This window comes from Streptomyces sp. Z423-1 (assembly GCF_013009255.1).
GTDB lineage: Bacteria > Actinomycetota > Actinomycetes > Streptomycetales > Streptomycetaceae > Streptomyces > Streptomyces gossypiisoli.
This window is the reverse complement of sequence record NZ_CP053109.1, coordinates 4,541,070-4,561,238: the sequence shown is the minus strand read 5'-3', so window position 1 is coordinate 4,561,238 and position 20,169 is coordinate 4,541,070. Positions and strand designations below refer to the sequence as shown.

The window sequence follows — 20,169 nt, the reverse complement described above, 5'->3', positions numbered from 1 at the left end:
TGCGGCCGGAGACTGCCGTCCGGGCCTACCGTACCCGGCTCGCAATGTGTGACCTGGCCAAGCCCGTCAGCCGATACAGGACCGGTATCGCAACGTGCGTCGATGTGAAGACGACGTGACGGGGCTCTCACTTCTTGCTCTCGATGACCGCCTCCATCACGCTCTTCGCGATGGGCGCCGCGAGGCCGCCGCCGGAGATGTCGCCGCGGTCCGCCTGCTCGTCCTCGACCACCACGGCCACGGCGACCGGCGAGCTGCCGTCGGCGAGCTTGGCGTACGAGATGAACCAGGCGTACGGCTTCTCGCTGTTGTCGACGCCGTGCTGGGCGGTACCGGTCTTGCCGCCCACAGTGACGCCGTCGATCTTCGCGTTGGTTCCCGTGCCCTTGTCGACGACCGTCTCCATCATCGACTGCAGGATCTGGGCGTTGTCCGAGGACAGCGGCTTGCTGAGCTCCTCCGGCTCGGTCTGCTCGATGGTGTCGACGTTGGACGCCTGGAGCTTGTCGACCATGTACGGCTTCATGAGCGTGCCGTCGTTGGCGACCGCGGAGGCGACCATGGCCATCTGCAGCGGGGTCGCGGCGGTGTTGAACTGGCCGATCGAGGACAGCGCGGTCTGCGACGGGTTCATGTCGTCGGAGAACACGGACGCGTTGGCGCGGACCGGCGTGAACTGCTCCGAGGTGAAGCCGAACTTCTTCGCCGTGTCCAGCATCTTGTCGTTGCCGAGGTCGGAGCCGACCTTGCCGAAGACGGTGTTGCAGGACCACTGCAGGGCGACCCTGAGGGTCGCGTTCTTGCAGGGGATGTTCCCCTCGTTCTTCAGCTCGGTGGTGGTGCCCGGCATGGTCCACGGCAGCGGCGTCTTGGTCGGCGCGTCCGCGTCCGTGTAGAGGCCGTGCTCCAGGGCCGCCGCCGCGGTGACCACCTTGAAGGTCGAGCCCGGCGGGTAGGTCTCGCGCAGCGCCCGGTTGAGCATCGGGTCGTTCGGGTTGGCCTTCTTCTGGAGCTTGTTCCAGGCCTTCTGGTCGTCGTTGGAGTATCCGGCGATCGTCGACGGGTCGTACGACGGGTAGGAGGCCAGCGCCAAGATCGCGCCGGTCTCCGGGTCGAGGGCCACCACGGCGCCCTTGCCGCGCTTGGCCAGGCCCTCGTACGCCGCCTTCTGCGCGGCCGCGTTGAGGGTGGTGACGACGTTGCCGCCCGCCTTCTTCTTGCCGGTGAGCATGTCGAGGGTGTTGCGGAAGAACAGCCGGTCGTCGTTGCCGGTGAGGATGCCGTCCTCCAGGTTCTCCAGCTGGTTGGTGCCGAAGGCCTGGGAGGCGTAGCCGGTGACGGGCGCCCACATGGGGCCGTCCTTGTAGGTGCGGACGTACTCGAAGTCGCCGCTGGCGGCCTGCTTGGAGCCGGTGATGGCCTTGCCGTCGACGATGATGTCGCCGCGCGGGGTGGCGTACCGCTCGATGGCCACGCGGCGGTTGTTGGTGTCGGTGGCCAGCTCGTCCGCCCGGACGTACTGGAGCCAGTTGTCGCGGATCAGCAGCGTCAGTACGAGCAGGCCGCAGAAGATCGCGATCCGGCGCAGGGGCTTGTTCATGACGGGCGGACCACCTGGGTCATCTCGGCGTCGGGGTTGGGGGCGGGGGACGGCGCCGGGCGGCGCGCGGTGTCGCTGATCCTCAGCAGGATGCCGATCAGGGCCCAGTTGGCGATCACGGAGGAGCCGCCGTAGGCCAGGAACGGCATCGTCATACCGGTCAGCGGGATGAGCCCCATCACACCGCCGGCGACGACGAACACCTGGAGGGCGAAGGCGCCGGACAGGCCGATGGCGAGCAGTTTGCCGAAGGGGTCGCGGGCGGCGAGGGCGGTGCGCACGCCGCGTTCCACGATCAGGGCGTAGAGCAGCAGCAGCGCCATCACGCCGGCCAGGCCCAGCTCCTCGCCGAAGGTGGCGAGGATGAAGTCGGAGTTGGCGGCGAACCGGATGAGCTCGGAGTGGCCCTGGCCCCAGCCGGTGCCGAGGGTGCCGCCGGAGCCGAACGCCCACAGTGCCTGCATGGCCTGCTCGGAGTGGCCACCGACGCCCTGGCGGGAGAGCGTGTACTCGCGCATCGGGTCGAGCCAGGCGTCGACGCGCTGCTGGATGTGCGGTTCGAAGGAGGCCACGCCGACGGCGCCGACCGCGGACATCAGCAGACCGAAGACGATCCAGCTGGTCCGCTCGGTGGCGACGTACAGCATGATGACGAACATTCCGAAGAACAGCAGCGACGTACCGAGGTCGGTCTCGAAGACCAGGATCAGGATCGACATCGCCCAGACCACGAGGATCGGGCCGAGGTCGCGGCCGCGCGGCAGGTACAGGCCCATGAAGCGGCGGCTGGCGAGGGCGAGGGCGTCCCGCTTGACCATCAGGTAGCCGGCGAAGAAGACCGCGAGGACGATCTTCGCGAACTCGCCGGGCTGGATGGAGAATCCGGCGACCGAGATCCAGATCTTGGCGCCGTAGATGTTCTGGCCGAGGCCCGGAACCAGTGGCAGCAGCAGCAGGAACAGCGCGCCGACCATCGAGATGTACGTGTAGCGCTGCAGGGCGCGGTGGTCCTTGAGGAAGATCAGCACCACGATGAACAGCGCGATGCCCATCGCCGTGTACAGCAGCTGGCGCGGGGCGGCGGTGCCGGCCTGGCCGATGGACTGCAGCAGCTCGGACTGGTCCAGCCGCCAGATGGCGACCAGGCCGAGGCCGTTGAGGAGCGTGGCCAGCGGGAGCAGCAGCGGGTCGGCGTACGGCGCGAACTTGCGGACGACGAGGTGGCCGACGCCGGCCAGCAGTCCGAGGCCGAGGCCGTAGCTCAGCAGGCCTGCGGGCACCTCGTCGTTGATGGCGAGGCCGACGTTGGCGTAGGCGAAGACCGGGATGACGACGGCGAACACCAGGAGCCCGAGCTCGGTGTTGCGCCGGCTCGGCGTGCCGATCGAGCCGATCGTGGACGTGTGCTGCGTCGACGGGTTGGTAGTACTGCTCATCGTGTGACGGGGCCTCTCACGGCTTGCCTACTGCTTACCGCACAGCGAGACGACCTTCTGCTCTTCCTCGGAGAGGCTGGGGCCGGGGCTGGGAGTGGGCGCGGTCGCGGACTGGGTCGGGGTCGGGGATCCGGTGGCCGACGGGGTCGGCGATGCCTTGGACGTGAAGGAGGTGCGGGTGGTTCCCGTGGTACCGCCGGCCTCGCCCTGGCCGGTCTGCGCGTTGTTCTCGCTCTCGGCGGCGCGCCGCTCGGCCTCCTTCTTGCACGCGGAGGCCTGCGTGGCCAGCTCGTCGATCTTCGCCTGGGCGTTCTTCAGTCCGCCCTCGGCGATCGTCGCCTTGACCAGCTTCTGCTGGTACGGCGGCAGGTACTTGAGTTCGATCTCGGGGTGGTCCTTCTCGACCTGCGACAGCGACACCCAGGCCAGGTCCTGGCTGATGCCCCGGTACAGCGCGACGTGTTCGCCGTTGGTGCCGACGTAGTACTGGGTCTGCGTCCAGCGGTAGCCGCCGTAGAGGCCGCCGCCGATGACGGCCAGCGCGAGGATTCCGTAGAAGGATCTCTTCAGCCAGCGGCGCCGGGGCCGCGGTTTGACGAAGTCCTCGTCGCTGTAGCCGCCGAAGCCGTCCGTCGGGATGTAGCCGGTGGTGTCGCCGGAGCCGGGCGGGCCGAACTCGCCGCCGCCGCCCTGTCCGGGCACCTGGCGGCCGAGGCCCGCGGCGCGGCCGGCCGGGGTCTGCATGATGCCGTTGTCGTGCAGGTGGTGCTGGTTCTCGGCGACCGCGCCGACCACGACCGGGGTGTCGGAGAGCTGCCCGGCGAGGGTGTCGCCGGTGTCGAGGTCGAGGACGTCGGCGACGATGACGGTGATGTTGTCGGGGCCGCCGCCGCGCAGCGCCAGCTCGATCAGCTGCTGCACGGTCTCGTGCGGGCCCTGGTAGCTGGCGAGGGTCTCCTCCATCGTCTGGTGGGAGACGACTCCGGACAGCCCGTCGGAGCAGATCAGATAGCGGTCGCCGGCCCGGACCTCACGGATCGACAGGTCGGGCTCGACGTGGTCGCCGCTGCCGAGGGCGCGCATCAGCAGGGAGCGCTGCGGGTGGGTGGTGGCCTCTTCCTCGGTGATCCGGCCCTCGTCGACCAGGCGCTGCACCCAGGTGTGGTCCTGGGTGATCTGCGTGAGGACACCGTCGCGCAGCAGGTACGCGCGCGAGTCGCCGACGTGGACGAGGCCGAGCCGCTGGCCGGTCCACAGCAGGGCGGTGAGGGTGGTGCCCATGCCCTCCAGCGACGGGTCTTCCTCGACCATCTGGCGCAGCTGGTCGTTGGCGCGCTGGACGGCGGCGCCGAGCGAGGTGAGGACGTCGGAGCCGGGGATGTCGTCGTCGAGCTGGACGATGGTGGAGATCGCCTCGGAGGAGGCGACCTCGCCGGCCGCGGCGCCGCCCATGCCGTCGGCGATGGCGAGCAGGCGCGGACCGGCGTATCCGGAGTCCTCGTTGCCCTCGCGGATCATGCCTTTGTGCGAACCGGCGGCGAAGCGCAGTGACAGACTCATGCGCACCTCGCCCGTCGGCTCCGGGTACAGCCGATCGTGTCGAGCCACACTGCCCACCCTCCGGTCGGGAGCGCGCCGGGGCCCCGGGTGTGGACCGCCGCTGCGTGCTCGCTCCGCTCGCGCTCATTCATGATGCAGCACTACTTCCGCAGCTCGATGACGGTCTTGCCGATGCGGATCGGTGCACCCAGCGGAATCGGCGTGGGGGTCGTGAGGCGGGTCCGGTCGAGATAGGTGCCATTGGTGGACCCGAGGTCCTCGACGATCCACTGGCCGTCCCGGTCCGGGTAGATCCTGGCATGCCGGCTGGAGGCGTAGTCGTCGTCCAGCACGATCGTGCTGTCGTGCGCCCGGCCCAGGGTGATGGTCTGGGACTGCAGCGCGACGGTGGTGCCGGTGAGTGTGCCCTCGGTCACCACCAGTTTGGTGGGGGCGTTGCGGCGCGCCCGGCCGCCGGCCGTCTGCTGGCGCTGCTGCGGGGGCGCCTGGCGCTGGGCCTGCTGGGCCCGGCCCGCGTCCCGTCGGGACCCGCGCTGGGTGACGCGCGTACCGAACAGATCGCTGCGGATGACCTGCACGGCCACGATCACGAACAGCCACAGTACGGCCAGGAAACCCAGCCGCATGACCGTGAGGGTCAGCTCTGACATTGCCCCCGGATCACCCTTCGGCTTGCCTATAGATAACGGTGGTACTGCCCACGACGATCCGCGAGCCGTCGCGGAGCGTAGCGCGGGTGGTGTGCTGCCCGTCCACCACGATGCCGTTGGTGGATCCGAGATCCTGGATCGTCGAGGGCGTTCCGGTCCGGATCTCACAGTGCCGGCGGGATACGCCGGGGTCGTCGATCCGCACGTCGGCGTCGGTGCTGCGGCCCAGCACCAGCGTCGGGCGGGAGATCTGGTGGCGGGTGCCGTTGATCTCGATCCAGTACCTGGTGCGCGCGCCCGGTGCGGCACCGGCCGGTGCCGCGGCGGGGCGCTGCGGGGCGGCGGGCTGCGGGTGTCCCGGCTGGGGGTGAGCCGGCTGGGGATAGCCGTAGCCGCCGGGGCGGGCGCCGGGCGGGGGCGCGGCAGGCATGGGGGGAGCGCCGGAGGGCTGCGCGGGGGCGCCCGGGGGCGGGTAGCCGTAGCCGCCGGCGGCGGGGCGGGCGCCGCCGGCCGCGGGGGCGGGGGCCTGCTGGCTGCTGGAGGAGGCGAGCGTACGGCTGCGTACCCGGTACAGGCCGGTGTCGAGGTCGTCCGCCTTCTCCAGGTGGACCTTGATCGGGCCCATGAAGGTGTAGCGCTGCTGCTTGGCGTAGTCGCGGACCATGCCGGCGAGCTCGTCGCCGAGCTGGCCCGAGTAGGGGCTGAGGCGCTCGAAGTCCGGGGCGCTCAGCTCCACGATGAAGTCGTTGGGGACGACGGTCCGGTCCCGGTTCCAGATGGTGGCGTTGTTGTCGCACTCGCGTTGGAGCGCTCCCGCGATCTCCACGGGCTGGACCTCGGACTTGAACACCTTGGCGAAGGTGCCGTTGACCAGACCTTCGAGGCGCTGCTCGAACTTCTTCAGGACTCCCATGGGGCACCTCCTCCGGTGTCGCTGTCCTGTGTACTGCCTACCCGGTACTGCTTACTGATCGTATCCACGCGCCGGTTAATCGGCTGGTTCCCCCTGTCAGCCCGGTCGACGGGTGTCGACGCCTGACGAAGTTCCCTGCGGCGCTCCCCCTCGAACTTCTGGCATGGATCGTAGAGGGGCTTGCAAACAAGTGTCCCGCACCGGACTGTGGACTCCGTCCGGCTCCCGGGCAGACGGCCCGGACCGGTACGAGGTTGATACGTGCGCGGGCCTTCTGGCCGGTCGGTGTACCGGTGCGGGCGTGTCCCCGCCTCGGATAAGCGATGTGAACCGACCCTGGCCGGCGTGCTAATGTTCTGGGTGTCGGAAGGCGCCGGCCCCAAGGGGGCGGGGCCGGAGACACACCCAATGCGCGGGTGGCGGAATAGGCAGACGCGCTGGATTCAGGTTCCAGTGCCCGCAAGGGCGTGGGGGTTCAACTCCCCCCTCGCGCACCATGAGATACCGACGGAACGGGTCTCTGCAGGTGACGGAAGTCACCGCAGGGGCCCGTTTCTCGTTTCCTTGATCGTCGTGAGGCCTCGCACAGCCCGGCCGGGCCACACAACAGGCCCCGACGCGTGAGCTATCTCACGGGTGGGGCCTGTCTCGGTGGTGCTGGAGTGCCTGGGCGGAGCGATCTATGCCGCTGGTGCCAGGTGGCCGGTCGGGGCCAGCTCTTTGGTTCTCTTGTCTGTCGGCGGTGGTGGTGCGTCGGCGGGGGCGTTCGCCGCCGAGCGACAGTGTGTCCAGCAACTTCTTGATCTTGCGGCGGTTCGCGTGGGCCAGTTGGAAGGCGAGCAGGATCGTTTGTGTCGCGATGCCGCGGGATGCGGTAGCTGCGACGAGCGGCGATCAGTTTGATCCACGTCTCCCGGTCGATGCGGGCGGCGTGCAGATCGATGGTGGCGTTGATGAGGGGATCCGGCATAGAGGGGCAGCACCAGCGGCCCTCGACGAGGATTGCGCCGTGCGTTCCGGCCTGCTTGCCGAGCTGGTCCGCGCGGTAGTCGTAGACGGGCTTGTAGCCCATGGCCCGGATGGGGAGCTGCCACTCGTCGGGCTCGGAGTTGTTGTAGGTGCGGTCACCGGCGAGGAAGCCGGGTTTGTATCCACGCTCCCGGAGTCGGTTGAGGGATCTTCAGGTCGTTGTACGCGGGGCGGTGACCGGGCCTGTCGAGGGAGACGCCGAGGACGAGGGCCGGGAGGACTTCGGGGTTGGGGGTGCCATCCTCGAGGAGTACGGCTTCGTGTTCCGCGTCGCGGGTCACGATGAGGTGGGCGTCGTAGCCGAAGAGGTACTTCTTCTTGAGTGACGTCTTCTTCGTGCCCTGGGAGGTCTTGGGCTTGTGCCCTTCTTGGCGGGCGGGGGCGATGGGCGCATGGAGTCGGAGACCGGCGCGTCGGGGTCCCTGTGGTCGCCTTCCCGTACGTACCAGCCGGCGTCCGGGTCTGTTGCGAGCTCTGGCCCGTTTGTGCGGCGGCCGCGGGAGAATGTTCGGACGGGCGTGGCGTCCACGCCCAGGGAGACTTCCGCCAGCTCCGGCAGCAGCTGTGGAGAGGGCGTACGGAGGCGTCCAGCACGAACTCCGTGAACAGGGCCAGACGTCGCTCGCGCTCCGCCAGGTCGTCGATGTCCGCTGCTGCGATCAGATCGTGGGCCTCGCTGCGTGAGAGATGGCCGTTTGGCGGCAGCGGGGACGGGTTCATCGCGTCCTTCATCGCGTGGAAGAGACGGCGGACGACCGCGTAGGCCGCTTCGAAACCCTGGTCCGTGTCTGCGTACTCGGGGATGTCCAGCAGCTCGCGCAGCCGCGGGGAGATGCGGAAGTACAGGATGTCGGTGATCCGCTCCAGGACGATCTTTCCGCCGGTGTCCTGAGTGCAGAGGTACAGGCCGATGAGGAGGCTTCTGAGGTGCAGGGTGCGGTGTCGGCCTCGGGGGAGGTGGGCGAACTCCTCGAGCAGAGAAACGAGTTCGCTGTTGTCCACCTCCTCGATCGCTGCTTCGACGTCGGTGTCGTCGAGGTACCTGCGCTCCGCGCGCATCGCCATCAGGCGTTCATGGCGGTCGCTGGGCAGCCCGTGAGAGGTCGTCATGGGCCGCCTCGCAGCAAGCGGGCCGCTTCGTCGGCGGGACCGGGCTCAGGAACGGCAGGATGCGTGAGAGGCCGTGGAGGGTGTCGACGCCGGCCGCTGCCACGATGACCGTGATGGGAAGCCGCTCTTCGAAGAGTTCGACCAGCCAGGTGGACCTGAGACGGCCCATGACCAGGCGTGGGACGTCCGGGCTGGGCTGGGTGCGGGCCAAGAGTTCGTGACCGTGTTGGTGCCGCGGCTGTAGCAGTTGGGGCGGAACAGATATTGGGCTGCGCCCGTGGTGTCGAGTCGGTCGGCAGCGGCGGCCAGGACGCCTTCCGAAGGACGGCGGCAAAGAATCTCCCGTTTCCGGGGGCCGCGAGTCACCACGACGACCGAGCCGCCACCGCCTGAGGCTCTGCGGACGTCGTGGACGCGCACCGGGATGACCTCTGGTGAGTCGAGGCCGGCACCGAGCCCGAGGGCCATGAGGGTCTTACAGCCCCAGCGGAGCTCCTCGGTGGGCTGCCCACTGACCCAGCCCCACAGCTCTGCGAGATCGGTGCGGGTGTAAGGGCGTTGGGAACAGAGGCCGACAGCTTGACGGGCCTTCCGGTCCGGCATTCGCCGCCCAGGACGACCTCACTCAGCCGCAGGAGCCTGCTCCGGTAGTTGCCGCGGGTGCTCTCTCTCACGTTGGGGCAGCCGACGGCAATGAACCGCTCGATCACTTCCCGGGAGAGCCACACCTGGCCTTCCCGGGCAGACCCTCGCCGTTGCAGAAGAGTGCCAACTGGGCGAGCGCGGAGAGCAGTTCACGTGCCTTGTGGGACGTCAGGGGATCGGCGAGGCGGACGACACGGCGCACTTCGTCGCCGACGCGGCTCCACCCCGCGGGGGAGCCGCCCGGACGATAGGAATCAATGCGCTGACTCATCACATGCCGCCACACCAGCACCCCGGCAGGAGGGGGTGCTATTCGAATAACATGTATCTGCGGCAGCAGTCCTGCGCGACCGGGGAGGACCGGATGGGTCAGACTTCACCTCATGCCCCAAGGAGATGCCCGTCGACTGCCGCCGCGCGCGTACTGCGTCAGCGGCGCGTGGCCTGAGGCCGTCATGGAGGAGCATCACGGGGCGCGTGTCGCCCAAGCGCTGGCTGCCAGGCTCCATGCGGCGATCGCCGAGAAGGGCTGGTCGGCCGCGGAGCTGTCCAGGCGCAGCGGAGTCGCCCGCTACACGATTGCCAAGGCGCTGGCTGGTGAGGCCTGGCCCGATCTGCTCACCATCGCCAATCTGGAAAAGGCGCTGGGAGTGGATCTGTGGCCGGGGCGAGAAGTGTGACGACGGAGGTCGTTGAGGCCGAAAGAAGGTCGGGCGAGGGGAGGGCACCGAGGGTTACCGGCTGGTGCTGCCCAGAAGATCGCCCGCGCGCGCCAGTTCCCAGCCGAGGCGAGCGCCGACGAAACACGGTGAGAGCCGTCAGGCTGTCAGTCATTGACCACCAGCGCCTAGAAACAGTGCCCTGGCCTGCTGAACACCGGGTCGTGACCGATGTGGCTGGGTCAGGCTGATGGGACTGGCGTGACCTGCGCCTGCGCCGAGGACCCGGGCAGGGCGATGGCACGCAGGAAGGATCCGGAAGCGCGCCTGTTGAGCGTGGCGCGTACCACCGCGTAGCCGATCATTCCTCCCAGCGTGTTGGCGAGGACGTCGTTGATGTCACAGGACCGGCCGTTGTTGAAGATCACGTAACACAGCAGCTGTGTGACTTCGATGCACAGGCTCACCAGAGCGCTCACCGCGGTCGCGCGCCGCACCCTGTTCACCTGTGAGATCAGCGGGAGCAGCACCCCGAGCGGGAAGAACATGATCACGTTTGGTATGGCAGTCGCGTCGAGGGTGATCAGCGGTATGAAGTTGATCTGGCTGTACCAGGGCACCTGGTTCGCGTACTTCCCCCAGGTCACGGTGAGGGGAAAGACGGTGATCGACAGCACCGCCGCGGCGTAGACGCTCGCAGTGATCCTCAGGACCGCCTGCCGACCCGTCCAGCCTGGCTGGGACAGGCGGACGCGCAGCATGGTCACCACGGCGAAGACCGCCAGTGCAGGACACATTGCATAGACAGCGGGGATGACGACATTCACATTCACGCCAAGCTCCTACGGCGTTCGGCAGCGGATCTCCGATCACCTTCCGTTGGCGCGATGCCTGCGCGGATCTGGCGAAAGGCAGATCTTGGCCGGCACGGCTACGACTTTCGGCAGAGAGAAAGGCACGACCCGCTCGCATACGCTGCATGGCATGCGCTTTCGTCACCCAAGGTCCCGCCGTGACTCCCGTCTCGTCGGCGCCCTGCTGTGGGTGGCCGCGGTCTGCACCGCTGTGGCTGCCATCCTGCTCGACATGAGTGTCGGCACCTTTCGTCAACCTGACACGGGAACCGCGCTGACGGTCTCGGCTTCGGTGGCGGCCGCCACGCTCCTGGGCGTGCCCGCGCTCGCCGCTCGGGATGCCAGGCCGGGAGCGCTCGCCTGCGCGAGCGGAGTCGCGGCCGCCGCTTCGCTGGCCTGCACCGTGGCGATCCATCTCAGAGCCGGTGACGCGGTGGCGTCGTCCGCCTACGGTGCCTTCGAAGCCGTCGCGCTTCTGATCGTTCTGGCCGTTACCGTGCGACGGGGCGCCCCGGTGTCCGCAGCCGTGGTCACGGCGGCGCTGTGTGCCGCGATCATCGCGCGTCCCTTGGCGGTGCGCGTCCAGGAAAACAGCGTGATCGTGGCGTTCTTGCTGACGCTCGTCGCCGTGACTGTGACAGGGCTGAGTCTGGCCACGCGGCTGGTGATGGCCGACCGATGGCAACGGGAACATCGGATCCGCCTGGAGCAGAGGATCGCCCTGGCCAGAGAGCTGCACGACTTCGTGGCCCACCATGTGACCGGGATCGTCGTCCAGGCACAGGGCATCCAGGCGGTCGCCACCAAACGCCCGGACATGGTCGCGCCAGCGCTGCAACGCATCGAGCAGACCGGCGCGGAGGCACTGGTCTCGCTGCGTCGCATGGTCGGCGAGCTGCGCGCCGAGGACATCGACGCTCCCCTGGCCGCACCGGAAGGGATCAGTGGTCTGCGCGACCTGGTCGCCGACTTCAGTCTGCGCGACGTGTCCGCGCACCTCACCGAGGCCGGTCCCACCGACACGCTGCCGTCGGACGTGGCCGCCGTCGCACACCGCGTCACGATGGAATCGCTCACCAACATCCGCAAACACACCCACGGCTGCCGCCACGTCCACGTCCGCGTGCAGGTTCTGCCGCAGCAAGCCGTCGTTGAGGTCAGCAACGACGGAACGGTGCGCCAGACCTCCTCCCCGGGCTACGGGCTCAAGGGACTGGAGGAACGGGTCACACGGCTCGGAGGAACGCTCCGGGCCGGTGCCACCGCGGACGGAGGCTGGCTGGTCCGCGCCTGCCTGCCGCTCACTCCGGCCGGGACGGACACGTCGTGATCCGTGTACTGATCGCCGACGACCAGGCCATCGTGCGCACCGGCATCGCCATGATCCTCACGGCCGAGAACGACATCGAGGTAGTCGCCGAGGCCGAGGACGGGGTCCAGGCCGTGGAACAGGCCGCACGGCACCGGCCCGACGTCGTCCTGATGGACATCCGCATGCCGCGCCTGGACGGGCTGGACGCCCTGCGTGCGCTGACCCGCCCCACCGCGGACCACACCCCGAAGGTGGTCATGGTCACCACCTTCGACGACGAGGAGTACGTCACCACGGCGCTGCAGTCGGGCGCCTGCGGCTTCATCCTCAAGGACTCCGGCCCGCGGCTGCTGGCTGAGGCGGTGCGAGCCGCGGCAGAGGGAGACTCCCTCATCAGCCCGTCGATCACGGTCCGTCTGCTGCGGCGGTTGATGTCACCCGGTACCCGGCGACCAGCGGACACGGTCCTGTCCCTGCGGGAGGTGGACGTCGTCAGGCTCGTGGCGCAGGGACTCACCAACGCCGAGATAGCTCAAGCGCTCTGCATCAGGGTCGGGACGGTCAAGACCCACTTGGGCAACATTCAGAGCAAGCTCGCCGCCCGCAACCGAGTGGAGATCGCCGCTTGGGCCTGGCGGGTGGGCCTGGCCCATCAGGACTGACGCTGGCCAGCGGATCCCGATGTGCTTCGGGTGAGATTCGCTCAAAATGTCGGCCGCCATGGCTGAGGGCAAGCCCCTGCGCGAAGGACTGCGCTACCTCGCCGAAATCGACTTCAGGGTTCAGCGGTCGGGAGGCTGACCGCCACTGTCAGGGGCACGGATATTCAGCGGTACGCGGCCCGGAAAGAGGACTGTCTCCGCTCAGTCTCGCCTCAGTTCGAGTAGGGGACAGCATCAGCGGCGGACGTGTGCCAGTTGGTGACGATCGGCTTGTCGACGACGAACGAGCCGACGTTCAGGGACACCGGGTTCGGGTCGCCGTTGGAGACGGAGACGAAGAGGCTGTTCAGCTCCTTCCCCCCCACTTGGGTGGTGGTCTTCCGGGCTTGGCCTTGACCAGGTAGTAGCCGCCGGCCTCGGACTCTGAACTCAAGCTCCAGGAGATGTCATTGGTACCGCAGCTCTGTCCGTAGCCGCTCTTGTCTCCGGCCGTGGGGTTACCGTTCGTACCGGACTTGTCCGATGAGCCGCTTCCCGCGGCCCCGCCGCCGGAAGACTTCGAAGCGCCGGAACCGCTGCTTTTGCCGCTCTTGTCCCCACGCTCGCCGCCGCTGGGCGCCGTCGGGCTTGCCTGGCCGGATGCCGCCGAGGAGCCCGAGGTGGCGGTCACGTCGGGCGGTTCGCCGGAGGGCTGGGGATGCGGCGAGGTCGTGCCGGCCTCCGAGATCGGGGCATCGGAGGCTGTCAGAGGGGCACGACGCCGGTGTGCTCATTTGGTCACCGGATGGTCGGTTCGAGGACTCCTGTCACGAGTCGGCGCGCGTACGAGGTGTCGAGTCCATCGGGGCGGAAGAGGATGCGGTACATCAGGGGAGCGACGACGGCGTCGATGACCGTTTCGACGTCGGGCGTGTCCTCCCCGCGTTCGGCCGCGCGGCTGAGGATGACGTTGATCTGCTCGGCTGCGTAGGCGGAGCACTGACCGGCGTTGCTGCCGTCCGGGTCGCCGAGCAGGGCGTCGCGGATGTAGGCGCGGCCGGTGGGTGAGGCCATCTCGTCGAGGAACTGCTCGGCCCAGGCCGTCAGGTCGGACGCCAGGGCCCCGTGGTCCTTGGGTGCGGTGTCGGGCCGCAGTCGTTCGACCGCCACGTCGGACAACAGTTCTTGCAAGTCCCCCCAGCGGCGGTAGATCGTCGACGGCGTCACGCCCGCACGCTGGGCGACCAGCGGCACCGTCAGGCCGTCCCGGCCCACCTCCGACGCGAGTTCGCGTACGGCGGCGTGCACCGCTGCCTGGACCCGAGCGCTGCGCCCACCGGGGCGCACCATCTGCCTGCTCATGGAATCCACCTTAAAGCAAAATCATTGCTTCTAAGAAGTCGCACCCGCAGCGGCACCTCGTGACGTCCGCGAGAACACGGCTGTCTGCCGCGGAACTCGCTCGAGGCGCACTACGACCCCGACCACCTCTTCGACAACAACCTCGCCCCGCCGTCGGTGCGGTTCCCGGACTGAATGCAGTGTTGGCTATTACTGCCGTAGGTGGTCGCGGAGCGTCCGGGCGACTTGTGCCATGAGGGCGCCGGCACCGGGTTGAGTGCCGGCGGGGACGAAAGATTCGGTGAGGACGGCGATGGCGAAGGTCTGGCGGTCGGCGTGCTCGACGACGCCGATTTCGTGGCGGAGGTTGAGCAGGGTGCCTGTTTTTGATGACCACGTCGAGGCGTCGGAGTCGAAGTCGGGTGCCAGCCGGTGGCGCAGCAGGTTGTGGGTCATGAGGGAACGGATGCGGTGTCCGCGGCCGCTGGTGCCGGCGTCGATGGCCAGGGCGTGGGCGAGGTGTGTCTGCGGTGCGTCGAAGCGTTCGGCGGGCGTGTCCGTCAGTTCGCCGATCGTGTGGCGGACGGATATGCCCCGCAGTCCGAGTTCTTCGAGGATGGCGCTGACCTGGTCGGGCGGTGTGAGGGTGAAGAGGGCGTCCGCAGCGGTGCCGTCGCTCAGGCTTGTGCTGAGGTAGAGCAGGTCGTCGACGGCGATCCGGGCGGGGTGGCGGAAGTGGCTCAGCCCGGTGGGGCCGGGGGTGGTCAGGCGACCGGGCTGCACGTCGAGCACTGCCTCACCGTCAAGTTCTCCGCGCCGGATGCGCTCGGCCGTCGCCCCGGCCAGGGGCACTTTGACCAGGGATGCGGCCGGCAGCTGGGTGTCCGGCTCGATGCCCAACTCCTCCCCGGTCAGCAGGTCCCGCACGAGTATGTATCCGTGCAGCCCGCCCTCGTGGAGTTCGTCCTGCATGCGGCGCAGCAGTTCGGCCCTGGTCATGGTGTCGGTTCGTTCTCCGTTGTGCTCTTGGTCTCCGCGCCGAGGCAGCGTGCGATGGCCTCGCCCAGACGTGAGTGCAGGCGTTCGAGGTTGCCGTTGTCCGCCATCGCGACGGTGTAGCCGCGCGCCAGTGTGATTTCGCCGATAGGCCGCCAGTGCAGGGCGAGTTCCCTGGCCTGCATGGGGGTGCACAGCAGCAGGTCCTGGGAGCACATGACTTCCGCGGCCGCGGACGTGAGGTCGGTTGCTGTCACCAGTTGTGCGGGGCGCAGGCCCACCGCGTCCCGCAGGCGGGTCAGCGCGTCGCGGACATGCGGCACGTCGTCCTCCGGCTGGATCCAGACGCACCGGGCCGGACCGGTCTGGGTACGTCCCATCCGCAACGTTTCCATGTACACGCGCCGCTCGGCCGGCTCCTGTGCACCGGCCAGCCCGAGCGGCAGCGACCACATGGCCTGGCTCTCCGGCACGGCCAGCAGGGCGGCGCGCACCTGCCGTGCGTCGAGCAGCTCGGTCCGCTCCACCGGGGCCGCGCAACGCACGTCCAGTGTGATGCCCTCCTTGCGCGCGTCCGCCACGAGCCGGGCGAGGACGGCCGACGAGCAGACGCCGGGCACAGCGAGCCGCCACGGTTTGCGCCGGGCGCTCTCAACGCCCTGATCGCCAAGGCGGCGTCCGTGGTCGCGCGGGAGCTGTCGTGAACCGCTGTAGGACCACCGGTACCGCTGCCGAGCCCGCCCTCGTCCTCGACGCGTCGTTCACGGCTGCTTCGTGTCCGGTCCTACGGCATTAGCCGTCGTCCATCTCCGTGCGGTCGGCGGCCGACGCGCTGAGCGCGCGAGCGCATGGCGGGGCATGACGCCGGCGGCGCGGCCGGGGTCGTCCGGCCGCGCCGCCGAGCGGGTGATCGTCCGTGATATCCGAGGGGCCGTCCGGCCGCTTCAGATGCGGCTGAAGCCCGCCCACTCCTTGATCTTGAAGTGGCTGCCCTCGCGCGCCACCTCGGCGGCACCATGTCCGGGGAGGTGTGCCGGCAGGAGGAGGGCGTTGTTGTCAGCGGCCCACTCCAGCATGCGTCGTCTGGTAGCGCGCGCCTGCCGCTCGTCCTCCTCGAAGCAACTGTTGAACTCGGGGTGTTCGAGCTGCAGTGGGCTGTGCAGCAGGTCACCGATGAACGCCGCCCTGTCCGTTCCCGACTGCAGCCGGACCACGGACGATCCGGGAGTGTGCCCGGGTGCGAGGTCCAGCGTCAGGCTGGAGTCGATGGTGTGACTGCCGTCCCACAGCTTCACCAGACCGGCCTCGTGGACGGGCAGCACACTGTCTTCCCAGACGTTCTGGGTGGCCTTCGGATCCTTGGCGCTGACCGGGGGGAGATCAGGGTTCCAGAAGTCGAACTCCACCTTGGGAATCAGGTATGTGGCGTTGGGGAAGGTGGGCACCCAGTCACGGTCCTCTCGCCGGGTGTTCCAGCCGACGTGGTCGTTGTGGAGGTGGGTGTTGACCACGATGTCGACGTCCTGAGGCCGGACACCGGCACGGGACAAACGGCGCAGGAAGCCGGTGTCCATGTACTGCCACACCTCGGCGTAGGGGCGGAATTTCTCATTTCCGGCTCCCGTGTCGATCAGGATGGTTTTGCCCTCGCTGCGCAGAACCCAGGTCTGGAGCGCAATGGGGACCAAGTCGGTGTCAGGAGTCCAGAAGTCCGGGCTGAGCCAGGAACGGTTCTCCTGCCACAGTTCCTCCGGACTTTCCGGGAACAACTGGCGCGACGTCATCCCCACCGGCCCCCTGTACTCCACAACACGGGTGACGCTGACCTTGCCGAGGGAAATCGTCGACACCTGCATCGTGTCCCGGGAAGTGGCGGAGGAGGCACTCGACTCGCCACCTGTGAGGAGCCGGCCGGCGCCGAGCAGCCCGGCAGCACCGACTCCGACCCCGACGCCCGCGGCCGTTCCCATGAATCCGCGCCGACTCATGGAGCGTGAAGACATTTTCCTGCGCATAATTCCGTACTCCTTTGAAGAATGGATTCCGACGTTTCTGGGGGCTGACAGTGCGTTTCGGGGGGATGGACACGGCGGCTGTTGCCGCCTCACGAGGGGGCGTCGACCTGAAGGTCCCTGGTGCCGTCACCGCCTGGCTCGGGTGTGACCAGCCGACGTTTTCGGTCGGCAGGTCGGTACTCCGGGAGTCTTCGGCAGCCGAAGGCCGTGCGACATCTGTCAGACGACAGCGATCGCGTCCTATGACTACGTCGCCACTCGGGCGCCGTCGGGGACGCCCGTACAGGCTCAGCGGCCAGACTGAGCGGATGCCCGTTGACCGGCCGGAACCTTCGCCGATTTTTTCCTTGCGGCTTCCGGCCCTGAGAGCAGCCCAACGGTGCCCCCGGCCAGGCCGGAGCGATTCGGCCGGGCCCGAGCGCCGTTTTCAGGCCGCCGGTGCGAGTGCGAGTGCGGGCTGGGCCTGCTGGTAGGCGTGACCGATCCGCAGGAGCACGCTCTCGCCGAGGGGACGGCCGAGGAGCTGCATGCCGATCGGCAGGCCCGCCGTGTCGTGGCCGACCGGTACGGACAGGGACGGAACCCCGGTGATGTTGGCGGGGGACGACAGGCGTACATAGGCGTCGGAGACGCCCTCGACGGTGCCGTCGGCCCAGGTGATCGCCTCCTGGTCGGCCTTCACCGCGGTCGCCGGGACGGTCGGGGCGGCGATCACGTCGACGTCCTGCAGCATGCGCGCCCATTCCCGCCGCATGAGGGTGCGGGAGCGCTGGGCACGCAGGTAGTCCCCGGCGGGCATGAGCTCGCCGGCCTCGAGGAGGATGCGGACGTCGGCCTCGTAGAGCTCGGGGACCGTGCGCAGGGTGCTCTCGTGGTAGGCGGTCGCCTCGGGCACCATCAGGCCCCACTGGGTGGCCTGGATGTACCGGGTCAGGGGGATCTCGACCTCGACGAGCCGTGCGCCGAGGCTCTCAAGCTGGGCGATGGCGCGCCGGACGGCGGCCTCCACCTCCGGGTCGACGTGGTCGAAGTAGTAATTGCGCGGCACGCCGACGCGCAGCCCCGTCAGGTCCGTGCCCGTGCCCGGCCGGTAGTCGATGGCGGGTGTAATCAGGGAGGCGGGGTCGCGGGGGTCGTGTCCGGCCAGGGCGGTCAGGACCAGGGCCGCGTCCTCGACGGTGCGGGTGATCGGGCCGACGTGGTCCAGTGACCAGGACAGGGACGTCACACCGTGGCGGGGGACGAGGCCGTAGGTCGGCTTGAGGCCGACGACCCCGTTGAGCGCGGCGGGCACGCGGATCGATCCGCCGGTGTCGGTGCCCAGGGTGAAGGTCGCGGTGCCTGCGGCGACGGCGACGGCGGATCCGCCGCTGGAGCCGCCGGCGACCCGGCCGGTGTCCCAGGCGTTGTTGGTCTGCGGGGTGGTCAGGCCGTAGGCGAACTCGTGGGTGTGGGTCTTGCCGACCAGAACCGCGCCGGCCGCGGCCAGGCGTGCGGCGACCGTACTGTCGGCCTGCGCGCGGTGGTCGGCCCTGACCCGGGAGCTGGCCGTGGTGGCCGCGCCGGCGACGTCGATCAGGTCCTTCAGGCCCATTGGGATGCCGTGCAGCGGACCGCGGTAACGGCCGGCCGCGATGTCGTTCTCGGCTGCGCGCGCGGCCCGGCGGGCCTGCTCGGCGGTGACGGTGACGTAGGCCTGCAGGTGCGGCTCCACCTGTTCGACGCGCTCCAGGACGGAGTCCGCCAGCTCGACGGGGGACAGCCGGCGGGATCGGATCGCGTCGGCGGCTTGGGCCAGGGACAGTTCATACGGCTGCATCGTGCTTCTCCTCTCCCGCGCGGTAGGCGGGGGCGGGCGGGGTGTCCCCGAAGTCCAGCTCCCGCAGGACCGCGACGACGGAGTGGATGTGGTTGGCGACGGCCGCGACCACGGCGTGGCGGTCGGCAGGCAGCGGCAGCCCGGCACGGGCGGCCCAGCGGGCCGCCTCCGGCGGGGTGAGATCTGCGGCGGACATGGACTTCTCTCCTCGGGGCTGGAGCGGCGGAGCAAACCCAGCGCCAAAAGCTAAGTGTTTGCGTTAGTTGACTGTAGGGCCTACGGTGCCTTAAGGCAAACCCATTGCGTTTAGCGCCAAGGAGCCCCATGTCCACCGTCACACCACGAGCACCTGCGCCGGGCCACCCGGGAGCCCGCACCCAGACCGCCACGCGCACGGCGTCCTTCGTCCTGGACACCTCGATCCTCGCCGCCCTCCTCGCGGCATCCAGTGCGCCGACGCCCCTCTACCCCCACTACCAGGACGCCTGGAGCCTGTCCGCGCTCACCATCACCGTGGTCTTCAGTGCCTACTCCCTGACACTGCTGCTGGCCCTGCTCACCGTCGGAGCGCTTTCCGACCACCTGGGACGGCGCCCCGTCCTGGTGGGCGCCCTGGTCCTGGAAGCAGCCTCCATGCTGCTCCTGGCCTCGGCGGACGGCGCCGGCCTGCTGATCGCCGCCCGAATCCTGCAAGGGGCGGCCACCGGCGCGGCCACCAGCGCCGCGGGCGCCGGCCTCCTCGACCTCGAGGACCCCCGGCGCCCGGGCCGGTCCACGCTGACCAACAGCATCGCCCCGGTGGCGGGCATGGCCGTCGGCGTCCTGGCCGCCACCCTCCTCGTCCGCTTCGCCCCCGCCCCCACGGTCACCGTGTACGTCCTGCTGGCGGTTCTCTTCACCGCCCAGGCGATTGCGGTCACGTTCATCCCGGAGACGGCCCACCGGCACGCCGGCGCCCTGCGCTCCCTTCGCCCGCAGCTCGCGGTGCCGCCGTCGGCCCGCCGAGCCCTGCTGACGGCCGGCACCGCTGTCGTGGCCATCTGGGCCCTGGGCGGCTTCTACTCCTCCCTCGGGCCGGCGCTCGTGCGCCTCGTGGCTCCGGGCGCTCCGCAGGCGGCCGGCGGCATGGTTTTCTTCACGCTCACCGCCGCAGCCGCCCTCACCGTGTGGACACTCCGGCGCACGGCACCGCACGTCGCCGCCACCGGCGGAAGCCTGGCCGTCATCCCCGCCGCGGCCTTGACGCTGAGCGGTCTGCACGGCGACGGCCTGCCCGCCGTCTACGGCGGCGCGGCCCTGGCCGGAATCGCCTTCGGCGCCGTCTCCCAAGGGGCGCTGCGCATGACACTCGCCTCACTCGACGAGCAGGACCGCGCCACGACCCTGGCCGCCTACTACGTCCTCAGCTACCTCTCCATGAGCCTGCCCGCCATCGCCGCGGGCGCCGCCACCCAGCACTACGGGCTGGGCACCGCTGCCCACGCCTACGCCATCGCCGCCGCCCTGCTCGCCGTCGCGGCCCTGCCAGCACTCACCGCATCACGGCGCAGGGCAGCCCACAGCGCACACAACGACCATCCGTAACGAGA

Annotated in this window: 20 protein-coding genes and 1 tRNA gene; 6 read left to right on the top strand and 15 right to left on the bottom strand. The window is 69.3% G+C overall.

The genetic code is table 11. The annotated features are described in order from the left end of the window. Positions 1 to 127 precede the first annotated feature (127 nt). The 5 genes from HJD23_RS20255 to HJD23_RS20235 all read right to left on the bottom strand — a co-directional run bounded on the left by HJD23_RS20255 (position 128) and on the right by HJD23_RS20235 (position 6,159). Positions 128 to 1,600 carry a penicillin-binding protein 2 gene (locus HJD23_RS20255; protein ID WP_171113762.1) on the bottom strand — a complete coding sequence of 491 codons (1,473 nt, stop codon included), beginning with the start codon at positions 1,598 to 1,600 and terminating at the stop codon, positions 128 to 130. Beyond that, the gene (locus tag HJD23_RS20250; protein WP_171113761.1) at positions 1,597 to 3,036 is read right to left on the bottom strand and encodes an FtsW/RodA/SpoVE family cell cycle protein; all 1,440 of its coding nucleotides are present in this window, start codon (positions 3,034 to 3,036) and stop codon (positions 1,597 to 1,599) included. Before HJD23_RS20250 ends, HJD23_RS20255 begins: the two co-directional genes overlap by 4 nt. Before the next feature lie 27 nt (positions 3,037 to 3,063). Further along, positions 3,064 to 4,596: a Stp1/IreP family PP2C-type Ser/Thr phosphatase gene (locus HJD23_RS20245; protein WP_171113760.1), complete on the bottom strand. Its 1,533-nt coding sequence runs from the start codon at positions 4,594 to 4,596 to the stop codon at positions 3,064 to 3,066. A 140-nt stretch (positions 4,597 to 4,736) separates the two neighbouring features. After that, entirely contained in the window at positions 4,737 to 5,246 is a 510-nt protein-coding gene (locus HJD23_RS20240; RefSeq protein WP_171113759.1) for an FHA domain-containing protein, read from the bottom strand. A 10-nt stretch (positions 5,247 to 5,256) separates the two neighbouring features. Next, positions 5,257 to 6,159: a DUF3662 and FHA domain-containing protein gene (locus HJD23_RS20235; protein ID WP_171113758.1), complete on the bottom strand. Its 903-nt coding sequence runs from the start codon at positions 6,157 to 6,159 to the stop codon at positions 5,257 to 5,259. A 410-nt stretch (positions 6,160 to 6,569) separates the two neighbouring features. Between HJD23_RS20235 and HJD23_RS20230 the strand changes: the two genes are divergently transcribed. Then, positions 6,570 to 6,656 (top strand) — tRNA-Leu (locus HJD23_RS20230). Between the two features lie 672 nt (positions 6,657 to 7,328). Next, positions 7,329 to 7,514, top strand: a complete 186-nt coding sequence (locus HJD23_RS20225) for a hypothetical protein (protein ID WP_171113757.1) — start codon at positions 7,329 to 7,331, stop codon at positions 7,512 to 7,514. A gap of 746 nt (positions 7,515 to 8,260) precedes the next feature. On the opposite strand, the gene HJD23_RS43940 is transcribed toward HJD23_RS20225, so the two are convergent. Further along, a complete protein-coding gene (locus HJD23_RS43940; protein ID WP_240980766.1) occupies positions 8,261 to 8,509 on the bottom strand; it encodes a hypothetical protein in 249 nt (82 codons plus the stop codon). 495 nt (positions 8,510 to 9,004) lie between these two features. Beyond that, positions 9,005 to 9,214, bottom strand: coding sequence for a hypothetical protein (locus HJD23_RS43935; RefSeq protein WP_240980765.1), 210 nt, complete (start codon positions 9,212 to 9,214; stop codon positions 9,005 to 9,007). 112 nt (positions 9,215 to 9,326) lie between these two features. Here HJD23_RS43935 and HJD23_RS20215 point away from each other — a divergent pair, with 112 nt between their 5' ends. Continuing rightward, on the top strand, positions 9,327 to 9,623 hold the full coding sequence (locus HJD23_RS20215; RefSeq protein WP_232107813.1) for a helix-turn-helix transcriptional regulator: 297 nt from the start codon (positions 9,327 to 9,329) through the stop codon (positions 9,621 to 9,623). A 221-nt stretch (positions 9,624 to 9,844) separates the two neighbouring features. Here the strand turns inward: HJD23_RS20215 and HJD23_RS20210 are convergent, their stop codons facing one another. Further along, entirely contained in the window at positions 9,845 to 10,399 is a 555-nt protein-coding gene (locus HJD23_RS20210) for a VanZ family protein (protein WP_171113756.1), read from the bottom strand. A 16-nt stretch (positions 10,400 to 10,415) separates the two neighbouring features. Here HJD23_RS20210 and HJD23_RS20205 point away from each other — a divergent pair, with 16 nt between their 5' ends. Together HJD23_RS20205 and HJD23_RS20200 are read left to right on the top strand one after the other, a co-directional pair. Further along, positions 10,416 to 11,786, top strand: coding sequence for a histidine kinase (locus HJD23_RS20205; protein WP_171113755.1), 1,371 nt, complete (start codon positions 10,416 to 10,418; stop codon positions 11,784 to 11,786). Continuing rightward, positions 11,783 to 12,430, top strand: coding sequence for a response regulator transcription factor (locus HJD23_RS20200; protein WP_171113754.1), 648 nt, complete (start codon positions 11,783 to 11,785; stop codon positions 12,428 to 12,430). Before HJD23_RS20205 ends, HJD23_RS20200 begins: the two co-directional genes overlap by 4 nt. Before the next feature lie 212 nt (positions 12,431 to 12,642). Here the strand turns inward: HJD23_RS20200 and HJD23_RS20195 are convergent, their stop codons facing one another. The 7 genes from HJD23_RS20195 to HJD23_RS20165 form a co-directional block, all read right to left on the bottom strand. Next, positions 12,643 to 12,795, bottom strand: coding sequence for a hypothetical protein (locus HJD23_RS20195; RefSeq protein WP_171113753.1), 153 nt, complete (start codon positions 12,793 to 12,795; stop codon positions 12,643 to 12,645). 412 nt (positions 12,796 to 13,207) lie between these two features. Beyond that, complete coding sequence (locus tag HJD23_RS20190; RefSeq protein WP_171113752.1) at positions 13,208 to 13,771, bottom strand: TetR/AcrR family transcriptional regulator; 564 nt, start codon at positions 13,769 to 13,771, stop codon at positions 13,208 to 13,210. Positions 13,772 to 13,960: 189 nt separating this feature from the next. After that, positions 13,961 to 14,749, bottom strand: a complete 789-nt coding sequence (locus tag HJD23_RS20185) for a serine hydrolase (RefSeq protein ID WP_171113751.1) — start codon at positions 14,747 to 14,749, stop codon at positions 13,961 to 13,963. Beyond that, positions 14,746 to 15,366, bottom strand: a complete 621-nt coding sequence (locus HJD23_RS20180) for a LysR family transcriptional regulator (RefSeq protein ID WP_206326266.1) — start codon at positions 15,364 to 15,366, stop codon at positions 14,746 to 14,748. The genes HJD23_RS20185 and HJD23_RS20180 overlap by 4 nt, the downstream gene beginning before the upstream one ends. A gap of 324 nt (positions 15,367 to 15,690) precedes the next feature. Beyond that, positions 15,691 to 16,596: an MBL fold metallo-hydrolase gene (locus HJD23_RS20175; RefSeq protein WP_171113750.1), complete on the bottom strand. Its 906-nt coding sequence runs from the start codon at positions 16,594 to 16,596 to the stop codon at positions 15,691 to 15,693. 592 nt (positions 16,597 to 17,188) lie between these two features. After that, positions 17,189 to 18,580 (bottom strand): amidase, encoded by a 1,392-nt coding sequence (locus HJD23_RS20170; RefSeq protein ID WP_171113749.1) that lies wholly within the window; start codon positions 18,578 to 18,580, stop codon positions 17,189 to 17,191. Then, positions 18,567 to 18,776, bottom strand: coding sequence for a hypothetical protein (locus HJD23_RS20165; protein WP_171113748.1), 210 nt, complete (start codon positions 18,774 to 18,776; stop codon positions 18,567 to 18,569). The genes HJD23_RS20170 and HJD23_RS20165 overlap by 14 nt, the downstream gene beginning before the upstream one ends. Before the next feature lie 128 nt (positions 18,777 to 18,904). On the opposite strand from HJD23_RS20165, the gene HJD23_RS20160 reads away from it, so the two are divergent. Then, the gene (locus HJD23_RS20160; protein WP_171113747.1) at positions 18,905 to 20,164 is read left to right on the top strand and encodes an MFS transporter; all 1,260 of its coding nucleotides are present in this window, start codon (positions 18,905 to 18,907) and stop codon (positions 20,162 to 20,164) included. Positions 20,165 to 20,169: the final 5 nt, after the last annotated feature.

Coding starts and splice junctions, on each gene's coding strand:
- HJD23_RS20255 (WP_171113762.1), bottom strand. CDS start 1,600: ATGAACAAGCCCCTGCGCCGGATCGCGATCTTCTGCGGCCTGCTCGTA.
- HJD23_RS20250 (WP_171113761.1), bottom strand. CDS start 3,036: ATGAGCAGTACTACCAACCCGTCGACGCAGCACACGTCCACGATCGGC.
- HJD23_RS20245 (WP_171113760.1), bottom strand. CDS start 4,596: ATGAGTCTGTCACTGCGCTTCGCCGCCGGTTCGCACAAAGGCATGATC.
- HJD23_RS20240 (WP_171113759.1), bottom strand. CDS start 5,246: ATGTCAGAGCTGACCCTCACGGTCATGCGGCTGGGTTTCCTGGCCGTA.
- HJD23_RS20235 (WP_171113758.1), bottom strand. CDS start 6,159: ATGGGAGTCCTGAAGAAGTTCGAGCAGCGCCTCGAAGGTCTGGTCAAC.
- HJD23_RS43935 (WP_240980765.1), bottom strand. CDS start 9,214: ATGAGTCAGCGCATTGATTCCTATCGTCCGGGCGGCTCCCCCGCGGGG.
- HJD23_RS20215 (WP_232107813.1), top strand. CDS start 9,327: ATGCCCCAAGGAGATGCCCGTCGACTGCCGCCGCGCGCGTACTGCGTC.
- HJD23_RS20210 (WP_171113756.1), bottom strand. CDS start 10,399: ATGTGTCCTGCACTGGCGGTCTTCGCCGTGGTGACCATGCTGCGCGTC.
- HJD23_RS20205 (WP_171113755.1), top strand. CDS start 10,416: ATGACGACATTCACATTCACGCCAAGCTCCTACGGCGTTCGGCAGCGG.
- HJD23_RS20190 (WP_171113752.1), bottom strand. CDS start 13,771: ATGAGCAGGCAGATGGTGCGCCCCGGTGGGCGCAGCGCTCGGGTCCAG.
- HJD23_RS20185 (WP_171113751.1), bottom strand. CDS start 14,749: ATGACCAGGGCCGAACTGCTGCGCCGCATGCAGGACGAACTCCACGAG.
- HJD23_RS20170 (WP_171113749.1), bottom strand. CDS start 18,580: ATGCAGCCGTATGAACTGTCCCTGGCCCAAGCCGCCGACGCGATCCGA.
- HJD23_RS20165 (WP_171113748.1), bottom strand. CDS start 18,776: ATGTCCGCCGCAGATCTCACCCCGCCGGAGGCGGCCCGCTGGGCCGCC.
- HJD23_RS20160 (WP_171113747.1), top strand. CDS start 18,905: ATGTCCACCGTCACACCACGAGCACCTGCGCCGGGCCACCCGGGAGCC.